Raw genomic sequence first — 14,107 nt, 5'->3', positions numbered from 1 at the left:
GGGCGATCATCAGCCAAAGGAAGGAACCCCCAGGGTGAGTGAGCTTACCGAGAAGCGCCTGAGCGAATGGAACGCAAAAGCAGAAGCCGCTGAACAGCTTCTTCCCGCTGTCGGCCGCCTCTACCGGAACAACCGCGTACAGCTGACCATCTTCGGTCGCACACTGCAGAACAAGTCGGTCAACGGCATCATCAAAGCCGCCCGCTACGCGCGCCACCACAACAACGGAGTCGAACTCGACCTCAGCACCGCAGCTGAAATCGCCGGCGTCCTCGAAACCCTCGAACTGGGTGAAAGCACCATCGACCTGGGCCGCCTGACCGCTGGCTTCCAGGGTGGCGACCTCGAAGACTACCTCCGCAGCGAACTCGCCGACGCCGTCGGCAAGGCAGGCAAGTCACCCGCACCGCGTGACGTCGTGCTCTACGGCTTCGGCCGCATCGGCCGTCTGCTGGCCCGCATCCTCGTCCAGCAGGCCGGCGGCAACGGCCTGAACCTGCGTGCCATCGTGGTCCGCAAGGGATCTGATGACGACATCATCAAGCGCGCCTCGCTGCTGCGCCGCGACTCGATTCACGGCAAGTTCGACGGCAACATCGTCGTCGACGAAGAGAACAGCACCATCCAGGCAAACGGCGTTCTCATCAACGTCATCTACTCGTCTGACCCCGCCAGCGTCGACTACACGGAATACGGCATCAACGATGCCATCGTCGTCGACAACACCGGCGTGTGGCGCGACGAGGCCGGCCTGGGCCAGCACCTGAAGTCGAAGGGTGTCAGCAAGGTCATCCTCACTGCTCCCGGCAAGGGCGACATCAAGAACATCGTCTACGGTGTCAACACCGCAGACATCGAAGAGGGCGACACCATCCTGTCGGCAGCATCGTGCACCACGAACGCCATCACGCCCACGCTCAAGGTCATCAACGACCGCTTCGGCATCCGCAACGGCCACGTCGAAACCGTGCACGCGTTCACCAACGACCAGAACCTCATCGACAACTTCCACAAGGGAGCACGTCGCGGCCGCGCAGCCGGTCTGAACATGGTTCTGACCGAAACCGGTGCTGCAAAGGCCGTGTCCAAGGCCCTGCCGGAACTCGAGGGCAAGCTGTCCGGCAACGCCATCCGCGTTCCCACCCCGGACGTTTCGATGGCCATCCTCAACCTCAACCTGGACAAGGCCACCACCAAGGACGAACTCAACACCCACCTGCGCGATGTTTCACTGGATTCGCCGCTGCGCAACCAGATCGACTACATCGCAAGCCCCGAGGTCGTCTCGACTGACTTCGTCGGCTCGCACCGCGCCGGCATCGTCGACGGCCTGGCCACGATCGTCGACGGCGACCGCGCCGTCGTCTACGTCTGGTACGACAACGAGTACGGCTATTCGTGGCAGGTTGTCCGCTGCCTCGCCGTCATGGCCGGGGTTCAGGCACCCTCGCTGCCCGGCAACGACTGATCATGTACCTGCTCGCCCTCGATGAGGGGACGACGAGCACCCGTGCGGTCATCTTCGCTGAAGATGGCCGCACGGTCGCTTCTGCGTCCACCGAATTCACGCAAAGCTTCCCGCAGCCCGGCTGGGTTGAACACGACGCCCAGGAGATCTGGCTGACCTCCAGTCAGGTGATCGGCGCAGCTTTGGGCCGTGCGCGTCTGACAAAAGACGATATCCGCGCGCTCGGCATCACCAATCAGCGTGAAACCACGGTCGTGTGGGACCGGCAGACGGGTGTTCCCGTTGGCCCCGCGATTGTCTGGCAGGACGGCCGCGGCACCGACATCGCCGAAGAACTCATTGAACACACCGATGAAATCCGCGCCATCACGGGCCTGCCCGTCAACACGTATTTTTCGGCCGTCAAGCTCATGTGGATGCTGCGCGAGCACGACGGTCTGCGGGCCCGTGCCGAAGCTGGGGAACTGGCCTTCGGCACGATTGATTCGTGGCTCATCTGGAATCTGACCGGCGGGGTGCACGCAACGGACGTCACAAACGCTTCGCGCACCATGCTCATGGATCTGCGCACAGGCCAGTGGTCAGACAGGATGCTCGAGCTCACGGGAATTCCCCGGGCGATGCTTCCCGAGATCAAACCGTCGGTCGGCTTCTTCGGCGAGGTCTCTGAGGGCCAGCTGCTGCGCGGCACGCCGATCACCGGTGTTCTGGGCGACCAGCAGGCCGCCGCGTTCGGCCAGTGCTGCTATCAGCCTGGTGACACCAAGAACACGTACGGCACGGGTGGTTTTCTGCTGACCAACACCGGTACCGACATCCCGAGCTCGGACAGCGGACTCGTATCGACCGTCGCCTACGGACGCGAAGGCAGTGAGCTGACCTACGCGCTGGAAGGCTCCATTGCGGTGGCGGGTTCGCTCATTCAGTGGCTGCGTGACAATTTGGGCCTGGTGCGCTCCTCAGATGAAATCGAGCCGTTGGCCCGCTCTGTCAGCGACAACGGCGACGTCTACCTGGTGCCGGCTTTCTCCGGCCTCCTGGCTCCCCACTGGCGGCCGGATGCACGCGGCGTTCTGGTGGGGCTGACCCGCTTTGCCGGCCGTGGGCACATTGCCCGCGCCGCTTTGGAGTCAACCGCCTACCAGACAGCGGAAGTTCTCGATGCCATGCGCGCTGATTCCGGCTATGACATCAGCGAAATCCGCGCCGACGGCGGTATGAGCCTGAACAATCTGCTCATGCAGTTCCAAGCGGACCTCCTGGGCACCCCCGTCATCCGGTCCTCCACCTCGGAATCGACCGCCTTGGGAGCTGCGTTCGCAGCGGGACTCGGCTGTGGTCTCTACTCGGATCTCACCGAGCTCACCCAGCTGTGGTCAGCTGACCGGACATTCGAACCTGAACGTGATCGCGACTGGGCACAGGCCCGGATGACCCGCTGGTCTCAGGCGGTCGAGTGCTCCCTCGGCTGGGTCTGATCTTTCGGCTGGGTGCGCGCTGATCTTCGGTCAGCGCGCTCCCGCTGACGAGGCGGAGCTCACCTCGGAGCTGTCTTCGAGGGTTGTGCGTGTACTTCCCTGTTTGCCCACCGTTGTGGCCAGCGGAATCTCCTTGATGAACAGCAGGATGACCGTTGCGATGGCCAGCAGCGGAACGACCCACAGGAAGATCGGCACGAGTGCGTCGTTGTAGGACGCAATGACCGCATCGTGTATGGGTGCGGGGAGTTCAGCCGCTTTCGCCGGAGTCAGCTGAGCCGAAGCGTCTGCCGCACCCTTAGCCTTTGCGGGAAGGGATTCTGCGAGGTTCGTCATGAGCCTGGCTGTGAAGACTGATCCGATGACCGACATGCCCAGTGTCGCGCCGATCTGGCGGAAGAAGTTGTTCGACGCCGTTGCGGTGCCGACCATGCTCAATGGGAAGGAATTCTGCACGATCAGGACCAGCAGCTGCATCGACAAGCCGATTCCTACGCCCAGCAGTGCCAGCAGCGCAATCGGAATGACGGCGGAGTCGTCCGAGTGCATGCGCGACATGAAGAAAAGTGCCAGCCCGATGATGACAGTCCCGATGATCGGGTAGATCTTGTAGCGCCCCCAGCGGGACACGACGAAGCCGATTCCGGTGGAGACCAGGAGCATAAAGCCCATCATCGGCGTCATCATGAGCCCTGCGCGGGCGGCCTCAACACCGTGCACCATCTGCAGGTAGGTCGGCATGTACGAAAGAACGCCGAACATTGCCACGCCGATGAATACACCGGCAATTGTGCTCAGCGTGAAGTTGCGGTCCGCAAACAGCGACATGGGCACAATAGGTTCGGTCACCTTGAGTTCGACGAATACGAAGGTCACCGCTGAAACCAGCGATGCGGCTCCCAGGCCGATGATGACCGGATCGGTCCACTCGTACTGGTGACCGCCCCACGCCGACATCAGCACGAGGCAGGTGGTGAACACGGCAATGAGCATCATGCCGGCCCCATCGATGCGGGGACGTTCGTCTGCTTTCTGGTGCGGCAGTTTGAGCAGGAAAGCCGCCGTCAGAATCGCGAGCGCTCCCAGCGGCAGGTTGATGGCAAAAGCCCACCGCCAGCCCGGCCCCTCCGTGATCCAGCCGCCCAGCAGCGGCCCGGCAACCGAGGACACAGCAAAGGCCGAACCCATGATGCCCATGTACTTGCCGCGGCTGCGCGCAGGCACGATGGTTGCGATGATCGCCTGGGAGAGCGTCATGAGCCCTCCCCCGCCAAGGCCCTGAAAAACGCGTCCGGTGATGAGCATTGCCATTGAATCTGCGAACAAAGCGATGACGGAGCCCAGTATGAAGATCGAAATGGCCACGAGGAACAGGGGTTTGCGGCCGAAGAGGTCGCCGATCTTCCCGTAGGCGGGCATCGTTGCGGTCGATGCAAGCATGAACGCGGTTGAGACCCACAGCATGCTGTCCCAGCCGTCGAGCTCACCGACAATTGTCGGCAGCGCTGTCGCCAGCACCGTCTGGTTCAGCGAGAACATGAACATCGACACGAGCAGTCCGACGAACACCCACAGAACAGCGCCCCGCGACATGGGCTCAGCGGGGTTCGCGTCGGCACCGGCGACGGTCGTGTCGTCTGTCATTTCATCCTTTCCAAAAGCTGTCTGCACAGGTCCACCGTGTCGGCGAAAGTCCGGTCGAATTCCTCCTGGCCTTCTCCGCTGAGCTGGTAGGCCAGAGCCAGGGGTACAGAGCACACGCGAATGATCATGCGGCCTACAACCGTGCGATCACCGTCGGGCAGCTGCACGCCGAGGCTTTCAACGCGATCCGCGATCTGTTCTGCCAAGTGCATTTCGATGCCGCGGGCAATCTCGACGTTGCGCCGCACCAACATCGGGTAGCGACGCAGAATCGCCTTGCGCTTGTCTTTGTCGACGTCATCACCCCCAATGCGGCTGTACACCGACCGCATGACCGCTGATACGTCTTCCAGCGGGCTGCCCGCCAGTGGACAGTCTGCGACGTATTCAGCCAGCCGCTGCGGGTTGAGGGTCTGATCGCTCAGCCCGATGATGGCGTCTTCTTTTGTGTCGTAGTAGTTGAAGAACGTGCGCGGTGACACGCCTGCGGCTTCGGCGATCTGCGCGGTCGTCACCGTTTCTAAGGACCCTGCGTAGACGAGTTCGACTGCCGCTGCATGCAGCGCCGATCGGGTGGCGTTCTGTTTGCGTACGCGCAGCGAATCCTGTTCAGTCACGCAGACAATTATGCACTCACTGCAAAGTTACATCAACTGCAACATTTGGGATATTGCTCACGAGGCGAGTTGATGGGGATGCGCTCTGCACCCTCCTTGGGCACCAGGATGCTCACATAGCACTCCCGTATTCTTGGGGACATGGCTCAAGAGTCCTCCATTCCCCACATCCTTTCGATGCTGCGCATCATCCTGCATTTGAGCTTCGCGGCGCTGCTGGGCGTCGGCATCCTGCGGACGTTCATCGAACAGACCCAGCTTGCGCCGCTCATCTGCATTCTTCTGACAGCAGCGTTCACCGCCTGCCTGTACTTTGTGGGGACTCTCAGCGAAATCCGCTTCGCCAAAGGGCAGTCATCCTTTGACCCGCGGTCTTTGACCACGTGGTGGCTGGCTTCCATCCTCGTCCTGTGGGCCGGGCTGGCGATGTCGGGCGAAAGCTTTGTGTGGGTGTCCTTTCCGCTGTTCTTCCTCGTCCTCTACGCGTGGCCTCCAATCGGCGCGGCAGCAGCCATTGTGGGGATGCTCGTCGTCATCGCCGGCAGCAGCGTTCTGCACTCCGCATTCACCCCCGGAGTCATCATCGGACCGCTCGTCGGCGCGATCGTGGCCGTCACCATTTCGGCGGTGTACGCAAAGCTTGTCGACGAAGCCGTGCGCACGCGGGCGGCATTTGATGAGCTGCGCGCCGCGCAGGCGAAGCTCGCCCTGTCTCAGCAGCAGGAGGGCCGCCTGGCTGAGCGGCAGAAAGTTGCCGCAGAGTTCCACGACACAATTGCTCAGAGCCTGCTGTCGATTGTGCTCATCTCCCGCGCCGGACAGAACCGCAACGACGTGCAGGAACTGCAGGGCGACCTGTCGACAATCGAAAACACAGCCTCGCACAGCCTGACAACAGTCCGCGGTTTCCTCGCGGGTGAAGAACTGGGCGGAGGCTCCGCCGAAGCAGAACTCGCGGAAGCCTGCACGACCGTTGAAGCTGCAGCTGCGGCCATCGGCACTCCCCTGCGCGCCGAGTTTTCCTCCGAGGGCGCAAAAATCGGTCTGGCGCCGTCACTTGAATATTTCTTTTCGCGTGCCGGGCAGTCACTTCTGTCGAATGCTGTCCTGCACTCCGAAGCCGACTACGTATCCGTGAGCCTGCACTACTGGGGAACGGCCGTCGGCCTCGATGTCGTTGACAACGGCAAGGGATTCGCCGGCAGCCACTACGGCTACGGACTGAATTCGCTCAATGAGCGCACAGAGGAACTCGGCGGTTCCATGACCGTTCGCTCATCCCCCGGTGCAGGCACCGAAGTGAGCGTCTTCGTCCCGATCACAGGAGATTCTCTCGCCCGTCCGGCAGGCACCTCGGCTCCCCTGAACGCCCAGACCGCCCGGCAGGAGGGAACACCGTGATTCGCGTTCTTCTGGTTGATGACCACCCTGTCGTGCGCGCCGGGCTGGCGGCCGTCATTTCCAGCGCTGACGACATTGACGTTGTCGACGTCGCCGAATCCGGCACAGATGCTCTGAACCGCCTGCGCACTGTCGATGTAGACCTGGTCGTCTCTGATCTGCAGATGCCTGACGGTGACGGCATCGAGCTCATAAAAGCCCTGCCCGACGGCCCTCCCGTGCTCATTCTCACGACTTTCGACACCCAGTCGCTGGTCTACCGGGCGGTCGATTCGGGTGCGGCGGGCTATCTGCTCAAGGATTCCCCCGCACAGACCCTTCTGGATGGCATCCGGCGGGCCGCCGCGGGGCAGCCGGTCATGTCCGATGCCGCGGCAACAGCGCTCATGCAGCGCACCCGCATGTCCCACAGCGAACTGTCCGAACGCGAAACCGAGATCGTCCGCCTGCTGGCAGCCGGGCGCACCAACAGCGATATCGCCGGTGAGCTGTTCATTTCACTGGCAACCGTAAAAACCCACGTCAGCCGCATTTTCGACAAGCTCGACGTCGACAACCGGACTGCAGCCGCGAAAAGAGCCCGGGAGCTGGGCCTCATCAGCTGAGGCTGTACATCACATGTGCTGGCGCAGCCTGGCCCGCTGACGTTCGAGCACCTGCAGCTGTTCCAGCAGCTTGGCCGAGGTTTCTACATCGCTCGGATCGGTGCGCAGCAGCTGCGAGTGCAGAAGCCCGGCAATGCGCACAATGTCCTTGTCGAAAAGCCGCGCAACAATCGAGCGGCAGTAGCGCTCCACCTCGTCTTCCTTCTGTGCCGGAAGAGCTCGCACCACGAGTTCCGCCACGATCTGCTTTGCCCGTTCATCAGCGTTTTCGATCACGCGCTCGGGCCAGTTCTGCGGATTCTGCACTGCCCAGGCCATACCGCCGGCGGCCTGCATGGCCTGGAAGACGGCGCGGCTGCCCGGATCGTTGAAGGCTTCGGGCTTGAGCCGGTCAAACAGCCTGACGTTGATGAAGTCCGGTTTCTGCAGCGCCACCTGCAGTGCGCCGCGCTCAATGCGGAAACCGGTCGAGTCCTGTTCGGTCCCGCCGATTTCCCGCTGATAGGACTCGACGTCACTGGCAATCCGGGCGCCTGGATCCTCCGCGTAGCCGCGCTGCTGACTGGAGTAGCTGCCCGCCTGCTGGCCTCCCCCGCGAGGCGCCTGCTGCTGCCAGCCGCGGTTCTGCTGATCGCGTCCCGGCTGGGCGGCAGGTCGGTTCGCCGCGGCGGCACGTTGCACGGCGTCGCGGATTTCGTCGAAGGTCATACCCAGCCGGCCCGAGAGCCAGCGCTCATAGCCCGGCCGCATACCACGGTCGCGAATAGCAGCGACAATCGGTGCGGCTTCGCGCAGAGCCTTCACGCGCCCCTCAACAGTGTCGAGGTCGTAGTCGGCGATTGCCTTCGTGAGCGCGAATTCAAAAAGCGGTCGGCGGGACTCAATGAGGTCGCGCAGCGCGCCGTCGCCCTTCTGCAGACGGATATCCGCAGGATCGAGTCCGGAGCGCTCGACCGCAACAAAAGTGTCTGCAGTGAATTCGCTGTCTTCGCGAAACGCGCGCAGAGCTGCCTGCTGGCCTGCCTCGTCGCCGTCGAAGGTGAAGATGACCTCACCCGTTTTCGATGCAGCATCCCCCATGAGGCGGCGGATGATCTTGGTGTGCTCAGCTCCGAACGCCGTACCGCAGGTTGCAACCGCGCAGTCAATGCCGGCCAGGTGAGCGGCCATAACATCCGTGTACCCCTCAACGACGACCGCCCGGCCGTCCTTGGCGATCGCCCTTTTCGCCCGGTCCAGCCCGTAGAGCACTTGGTTTTTGCGGTAGAGCGGAGTTTCGGGGGTGTTGAGGTACTTGGGACCTTCGTCATCGTCGTACAGTTTGCGCGCCCCAAAGCCAATCACACGTCCCGTCACATCCCGGATCGGCCAGACCAGGCGACCTCGGAAGCGGTCGTAGACTCCGCCTCGGCGGCCTTCCGCGGCCAGCCCTCCCGCGGTCAGCTCTTTGTCGAGGAAACCGCGTGAGCGCAGGTGCTTGCTGAGATTGTCCCAACCGCGCGGCGCATAGCCCACGCCAAAGGACGTGAGTGCGCCTTCGTCGAAGCCGCGCTCAGCCATGTAGCGGCGGGCTTTTTCAGCTTCGGGTGAGCGGATGTTCGCCCGGAAGAAGTCCTGAGCCTCTTTGTGCGCCTCAAACAGCCGGGCCCGCTGACCGGCCTCGCGTCTGTCCGGTCCGCTGCCCTTTTCGTAGCGCAGCTGCATGCCGGCGCGCTCAGCCAGCCGTTCGACGGCTTCTGTGAATGTGCAGCCGTCCATCTTCTGCAGGAACGTGTAGGCGTCGCCGCTTTCGCCGCAGCCGAAGCAGTGGTAGTACCCCGAGCTCGGCCTTACGTGGAAGGACGGGGTCTTTTCGTCGTGGAAGGGACACAGGCCCTTCATCGAATCGACCCCCGCACTGCGCAGGGTGACGTACTCACCGACAACATCGTCGATCCGTACGCGCGAGCGCACCTCGTCGATGTCCTCGCGCACTATCAGCCCTGCCATTGCGTCCTCCCCCTTAAGAATCCTGTCCCCGGCGCCTGCCTACACGCTCACCTGTCCGGGCAGCGTACCTGCGCAGCAGACCTGAACGGCGGCTTACAGAAGGCTGCCGGTGTCCTCCTGCATTGCATGGTAGGCCGACCACGCTGAGTGGTCGGTCAGGCTTGCCACTTGGTCGATGACGGCGCGGACTTTCCCGTCGTCGCTGTCGGAATCCCGGTAGTCCATCCAGAACATGGTGTCCATGGCTTCGGGCTTTTCGCTGAAGTATTCGCACAGCGCACTCAGCACTCGGCCTTGGATGCGCTGGGTCTGCATGCGCTCTTCGGCAACCATGACCGTGACGGTTGCCAGACCTTTGAGCACCGCGATTTCGTGTTCGGTCGTCTGCGGCACGACGAGGTTGCCCTGATAGCGGCCCAGCGGCTCCCAGCCGTAGCCTTCGCGGGTTGCTGCTTCGGCCGCACCGACGAACCGGCCGATGAGCTGGCTTGTCAGGTGCTTCATGGCAGCCTGCGCACGGCGGGACCCGTCAAAGCGCTCCCTAGGCCAGTAGGCGGTGGAGCGCAGGCGGTCGAGCGCATCGATGATGTCTTCGTCGCGTGCCCCCGGCAGATACCAGGACCGCGTGATGTCGATCAGGCCGGCCATGGCGTGATCGTTTTCGTAGGCTTCGAACACCAGGTGGCCGGAGTTGACCGCGTCTTCGACGTCGTGGACGGAGTACGCGATGTCATCGGCGAGATCCATCAGTTGGGCCTCAATGCAGCGCTGTGTTCCCGTTCTGCCGTCGCGGATGAATTCGAAGACCGTGCTGTCGTCTTCGTAGGCTCCGAACTTGCGCACGGGGGCACCCGCTTTGTCCGGTGTGGGCGCGTTCTCCCGCGACCACGGGTATTTGATGCAGGCGTCGAGGGTTGCGCGCGTCAGGTTGAGTCCCGCCGGTCCGCCCTGGTCGGTGAAGACCTTCGGCTCTAGGCGAGTGAGGATCCGCAGTGTCTGCGCGTTGCCCTCGAAGCCGCCTATGTCCTTGGCGAAGTCATCGAGGATGGTTTCGCCGTTGTGCCCAAACGGCGGGTGGCCGAGGTCGTGGGCCAGTGACGCTGTTTCGACGATGTCGGGGTCGCACCCGAGGTACCGGGCCAGTTCGCGGCCCACCTGCCCCACCTCGAGGGAGTGGGTCAGGCGGTTGCGCACAAAGTCATCAGTTCCGGGTGAGACGACCTGGGTTTTTGCGGACAGCCGGCGCAGTGCCGACGAGTGCAGGAGCCGTCCGCGGTCGCGCTGAAAGGCCGAACGGCGCGGGTTCTTTCGGGGTTCGACAACCCACCGTTCGCGCGAGTGGTCGTCGTATTCGGCAACACCGCCGGTCAGTGACACATCAGCCTCCGGAAATGTCGAGTTCAGCTTCGGAAATGTCCGCGTGGGCTTCGTGGTCGAAGATCCGGTCGTCCAGCCAGCCGTCGGGCAGGTGGGGGCGGCGAGCGCGTCCGGTGCGTCCGCGCACACCTTCCGCAGCAGCCCCCGGGTAGGGCGCGGAATGGTCGAGTTCGTCAAGGAAGCTGCGCAGCTCTTCGAGGCTGGACACCATGGCCAGGCGGGGGCGCAGGGTTCCGCCGACCGGATACCCCTTGAAGTACCAGGCCATGTGTTTGCGCAGATCGCGTACGCCGAAGAATTCGTCGTCATAGTAGTCGCGCAGGTATTCGCCGTGGCGGTACACGATGTCGGCGACTTCCCCCAGGGTGGGGCGGTGACGTTCATCAGAGCCGTTCAGGGCGTTCTGCAGGTCGCCGAACAGCCACGGCCGTCCCTGGCAGCCGCGTCCGATGACGACGCCGTCGCAGCCGGTTGTGGCCATCATGGCCTGTGCGTCTTCAGCGGCGAAGATGTCTCCGTTGCCGAGCACCGGCACGCGGTCGCCGACGAAGTCTTTGAGCCTGGCGATGGCGTCCCAGTCGGCTTTTCCTGAATAGAGATCGGCGGTGGTGCGTCCGTGCAGCGTCATGGCTGCCACGCCCGCGTCAATGCCGATGCGTGCCGCGTCGAGGTATGTCAGGTGGTCGGCGTCAACGCCTTTGCGCAGTTTGATGGTCAGCGGGATGTCGCCCTTGTCGGCTTCGCGCACGGTGGTGTGGACGATGTCGCTGAACAGGTCGAGCTTCCACGGCAGAGCGGAACCGCCGCCCTTGCGGGTGACTTTCGGGACGGGGCAGCCGAAGTTGAGGTCGATGTGGTCCGCCCTGTCTTCTTCGACGAGCATCCGCACGGCCGCACCCATGGTTTCGGGGTCGACCCCGTACAGCTGAACTGAGCGCGGCGTTTCCCAATCTTCGTGCTGGATGATCCGCATGCTCTTGTCGTTGCGTTCGATGAGGGCGCGGCTGGTGACCATTTCGGTCACGTACAGTCCGGCACCGTATTCGCGGCACAGCCTGCGGAACGCGGTGTTGGTGATGCCGGCCATCGGGGCGAGCACCACCGGGGAATCCAGTTCGATGTCGCCGATTCGCAGCTTCGTCTTCTCAGTCACAGTCACAGTCACGGGCACATTATCCCAGGCGGGGCAAATCCACGGCACCTCCGGTGTGTGCCGGAGGGGGCGAAACATGACTGAGTCGTGCGCTTTCTCTGTTCAGCAGACTTCGGGAGGGCTAGTGTGACGCTATGTCCCTCTTCCTCATGGCCCTTCCGGTTCTCACCGCGGTCGGCATTCTTCTGCTGGGACGAGGTGCCGTCACCGCTGCCCTGGCTTCTGCTGCTGTCGCTGTCGTCATCGGAGTGGCCACGGGCGGGCTGTCGTGGCACCACCTCGGCGAGGCCGACGAGTATGGCCTGCTGACTCTTCAGGTTCTGCTCATTCTGCTGTTCGGCATGTTGTTGGCCGCACTGCTGGAGCGTTCGGGGGCCATGGCGGAGCTTTCCCGCTTCCTTTCTGAGTCTGTGCCTACCCCGACACTGGGGGCGGCAGCCGTTGTGTTCGGTGTCGTACCCTTTGCCGAGTCAGTCACCGGCTACGGGGTCGGCGTGACAGTAGGCGTGCCGATTCTGCGTGCTTTGGGCTTTGCCCCGGCAAAAGCGGTGATCTTGGGCATGCTGGGTCTCAATGCGGTGGCCTGGGGCGCACTGGGCCCCGGCACGTCAATCGCCGCGCAGCTTTCGGGACAGACGTTTCAGGACATCGGTGTGTTCTCCGCCCTTTTCAACGGGCCGACTCTCCTGCTTGTTGCGGTACTCGTGTGGCTGACAATGCGGTTTGCCGGCGGTGAGCCCGGCCAGTCTTCCGACCACCGTCCCGGGTTTGGCAGCGCGCTCGCCGTGTTAGCTTCAGCCGCGCTCCTGTGGGTTTCGGTGCTGACGGTCAATCTGCTCATCGGCACCGCCGTTGCCGGTGTTCTCGGCGGTCTTGCGGTGTTGCTCGCGCTGTTTGTGTTCTTCCGGATTCGCACCGGCAGGCTTCCGGCAACGCGGGCCACGGCAATTGCGGGTGTGCCCTACGCGGTTCTCACCGGCGGCTTGCTTGTCTCCTACGCCGCCCACGGAGTGTGGGAGAACACGCTGACCGCTGTTCTCATTTGGCCGCCCGTGTGGCTGGCTGCGGCGTGTGCGACCGTTTTCTTCATCTGGCGGGGCCGCGCTCTGCTTCCCGAGGTGCCCGCAGCTGCCCGCCGCTGGGTTCCGGTGGGAGTCTCAACGGCCGGTTTTATGGTTCTCGGCTGGATCATGACTGTCACCGGAATGAGCACCGCACTGGGCCAGGCGGCTTCTGTTCTCGGGGTGTGGCCAGCTCCGGCGCTCAACACTGTTGGGGCCTATCTGGTGGGCAGCACCACCGGTTCGAACGCGATGTTCGCCCAGACAATCGCGGCGATGGCCTCTGGCAGCGGTGCGAATGTGCTTGTGACGATCGCTGCGGCCAATGTGGCCGGTTCTTTGGCAATCATCGCTTCTCCCCCGCGCATTCTGCTGGGCATGCAGATGGCCGGAGCCAATGCCGCCACCGATCAGCGTCCCGTGACCCGAACCCTGAGTGTCGCGGTGAGCGTCAACACGCTCATTCTCACCGCGGTCCTTGCTGTCGCACTCACGTTCGTCGCGGCCTGATCTGCCGCGTGGACCGCTGCCCTTGACCCGTTGGTCGGCCGCGTGTTCGTCACGGACACAAGCGCTAGGATTCACATATGAGCTACACCACAACACTGACCGTTTCACCGCACGGCGTGGGAGATGCACTGCGCACTGCCGCCGAAGCCGACTGGGCTGCCGCAGTTGATCACCGTTTCGTCCGCGAACTGTTTGCCGGGACCGTCGACGAGGCTGTCCTGCGCACCTACGTCGAACAGGACTACACGTTCTTCACCGATTTCGTCGCGCTGCTCGGCGGCTGTGTTGCCACGGCGCCGAAGCCCGAATCCAAAATCCGCTACGCCGCCCAGCTGGGCATGCTCGCAGCTGATGAAGACACCTACTTCACACGCGCACTCGATGCCCTCGGCGGAGAAAACCTGCAGCGCCGCCAGGAGGCGTGGAAGCAGCCGACGCGTGATTTCAACCGGCTCATGCACGACGCCGCACAGTCACAGAACTACGCGCAGATGCTCACCGTGCTGCTGGTTGCCGAATGGCTCTACCTGGACTGGGGCGAACGCACGGATCTGCGCGAACCGGACTCATGGCTGCACCTCGATTGGATTGACCTGCACCGAGGTGAGGACTTCCGCTCCTGGGCACAGTTCCTGCTGGACGAACTGGAAGAGGTCTGGCCGACCGACAGTGCAGAACGGGACCGTCTGACGAACCTCTTCTGTGAGTGTGTCGCCGTGGAACGGGCGTTTTTCGACGCAGCCTACTGACCCTCCTTAAAACCACGAGGCGCCGGCCCGGTGACGTACTCACGTCACCGGGCCG

The 14,107-nt window shown here is 63.3% G+C and carries 11 protein-coding genes; 6 read left to right on the top strand and 5 right to left on the bottom strand.

Features of this window, described 5'->3' with window-relative positions; translation table 11 throughout:
* Nucleotides 1-34 precede the first annotated feature (34 nt).
* Both HMPREF3172_RS06315 and glpK read left to right on the top strand, forming a co-directional pair.
* A complete protein-coding gene (locus HMPREF3172_RS06315) occupies nt 35-1,468 on the top strand; it encodes a glyceraldehyde-3-phosphate dehydrogenase (protein ID WP_070516272.1) in 1,434 nt (477 codons plus the stop codon).
* A gap of 2 nt (nt 1,469-1,470) precedes the next feature.
* Nucleotides 1,471-2,946, top strand: coding sequence for a glycerol kinase GlpK (gene glpK, locus HMPREF3172_RS06310; RefSeq protein ID WP_070516270.1), 1,476 nt, complete (start codon nt 1,471-1,473; stop codon nt 2,944-2,946).
* Nucleotides 2,947-2,976: 30 nt separating this feature from the next.
* On the opposite strand, the gene HMPREF3172_RS06305 is transcribed toward glpK, so the two are convergent.
* Nucleotides 2,977-4,590, bottom strand: a complete 1,614-nt coding sequence (locus HMPREF3172_RS06305; RefSeq protein ID WP_070516269.1) for an MDR family MFS transporter — start codon at nt 4,588-4,590, stop codon at nt 2,977-2,979.
* Entirely contained in the window at nt 4,587-5,207 is a 621-nt protein-coding gene (locus HMPREF3172_RS06300) for a TetR/AcrR family transcriptional regulator (protein WP_070516266.1), read from the bottom strand. Before HMPREF3172_RS06300 ends, HMPREF3172_RS06305 begins: the two co-directional genes overlap by 4 nt.
* Before the next feature lie 141 nt (nt 5,208-5,348).
* Here HMPREF3172_RS06300 and HMPREF3172_RS06295 point away from each other — a divergent pair, with 141 nt between their 5' ends.
* Nucleotides 5,349-6,608 (top strand): sensor histidine kinase, encoded by a 1,260-nt coding sequence (locus tag HMPREF3172_RS06295; RefSeq protein WP_070516264.1) that lies wholly within the window; start codon nt 5,349-5,351, stop codon nt 6,606-6,608.
* On the top strand, nt 6,605-7,213 hold the full coding sequence (locus HMPREF3172_RS06290) for a response regulator transcription factor (RefSeq protein ID WP_070516262.1): 609 nt from the start codon (nt 6,605-6,607) through the stop codon (nt 7,211-7,213). The genes HMPREF3172_RS06295 and HMPREF3172_RS06290 overlap by 4 nt, the downstream gene beginning before the upstream one ends.
* Before the next feature lie 9 nt (nt 7,214-7,222).
* On the opposite strand, the gene dnaG is transcribed toward HMPREF3172_RS06290, so the two are convergent.
* From dnaG to dusB, 3 genes are all read right to left on the bottom strand, one after another.
* Nucleotides 7,223-9,202: a DNA primase gene (dnaG, locus tag HMPREF3172_RS06285; protein WP_070516261.1), complete on the bottom strand. Its 1,980-nt coding sequence runs from the start codon at nt 9,200-9,202 to the stop codon at nt 7,223-7,225.
* A 93-nt stretch (nt 9,203-9,295) separates the two neighbouring features.
* The gene (locus tag HMPREF3172_RS06280) at nt 9,296-10,579 is read right to left on the bottom strand and encodes a deoxyguanosinetriphosphate triphosphohydrolase (RefSeq protein ID WP_082791045.1); all 1,284 of its coding nucleotides are present in this window, start codon (nt 10,577-10,579) and stop codon (nt 9,296-9,298) included.
* Nucleotide 10,580: 1 nt separating this feature from the next.
* Nucleotides 10,581-11,744, bottom strand: coding sequence for a tRNA dihydrouridine synthase DusB (gene dusB / locus HMPREF3172_RS06275; RefSeq protein ID WP_370919342.1), 1,164 nt, complete (start codon nt 11,742-11,744; stop codon nt 10,581-10,583).
* 122 nt (nt 11,745-11,866) lie between these two features.
* Between dusB and HMPREF3172_RS06270 the strand changes: the two genes are divergently transcribed.
* Nucleotides 11,867-13,303, top strand: coding sequence for an L-lactate permease (locus HMPREF3172_RS06270; protein ID WP_070516257.1), 1,437 nt, complete (start codon nt 11,867-11,869; stop codon nt 13,301-13,303).
* A gap of 77 nt (nt 13,304-13,380) precedes the next feature.
* Entirely contained in the window at nt 13,381-14,052 is a 672-nt protein-coding gene (locus HMPREF3172_RS06265; protein WP_070516255.1) for a TenA family protein, read from the top strand.
* The last annotated feature ends 55 nt before the right edge of the window (nt 14,053-14,107 follow it).

This window comes from Brevibacterium sp. HMSC08F02 (genome assembly GCF_001807555.1).
Taxonomy (GTDB): Bacteria; Actinomycetota; Actinomycetes; order Actinomycetales; family Brevibacteriaceae; genus Brevibacterium; species Brevibacterium ravenspurgense.
Note: the sequence above shows the minus strand (reverse complement) of the source record. Positions and strands in the feature narration are given on the sequence as shown.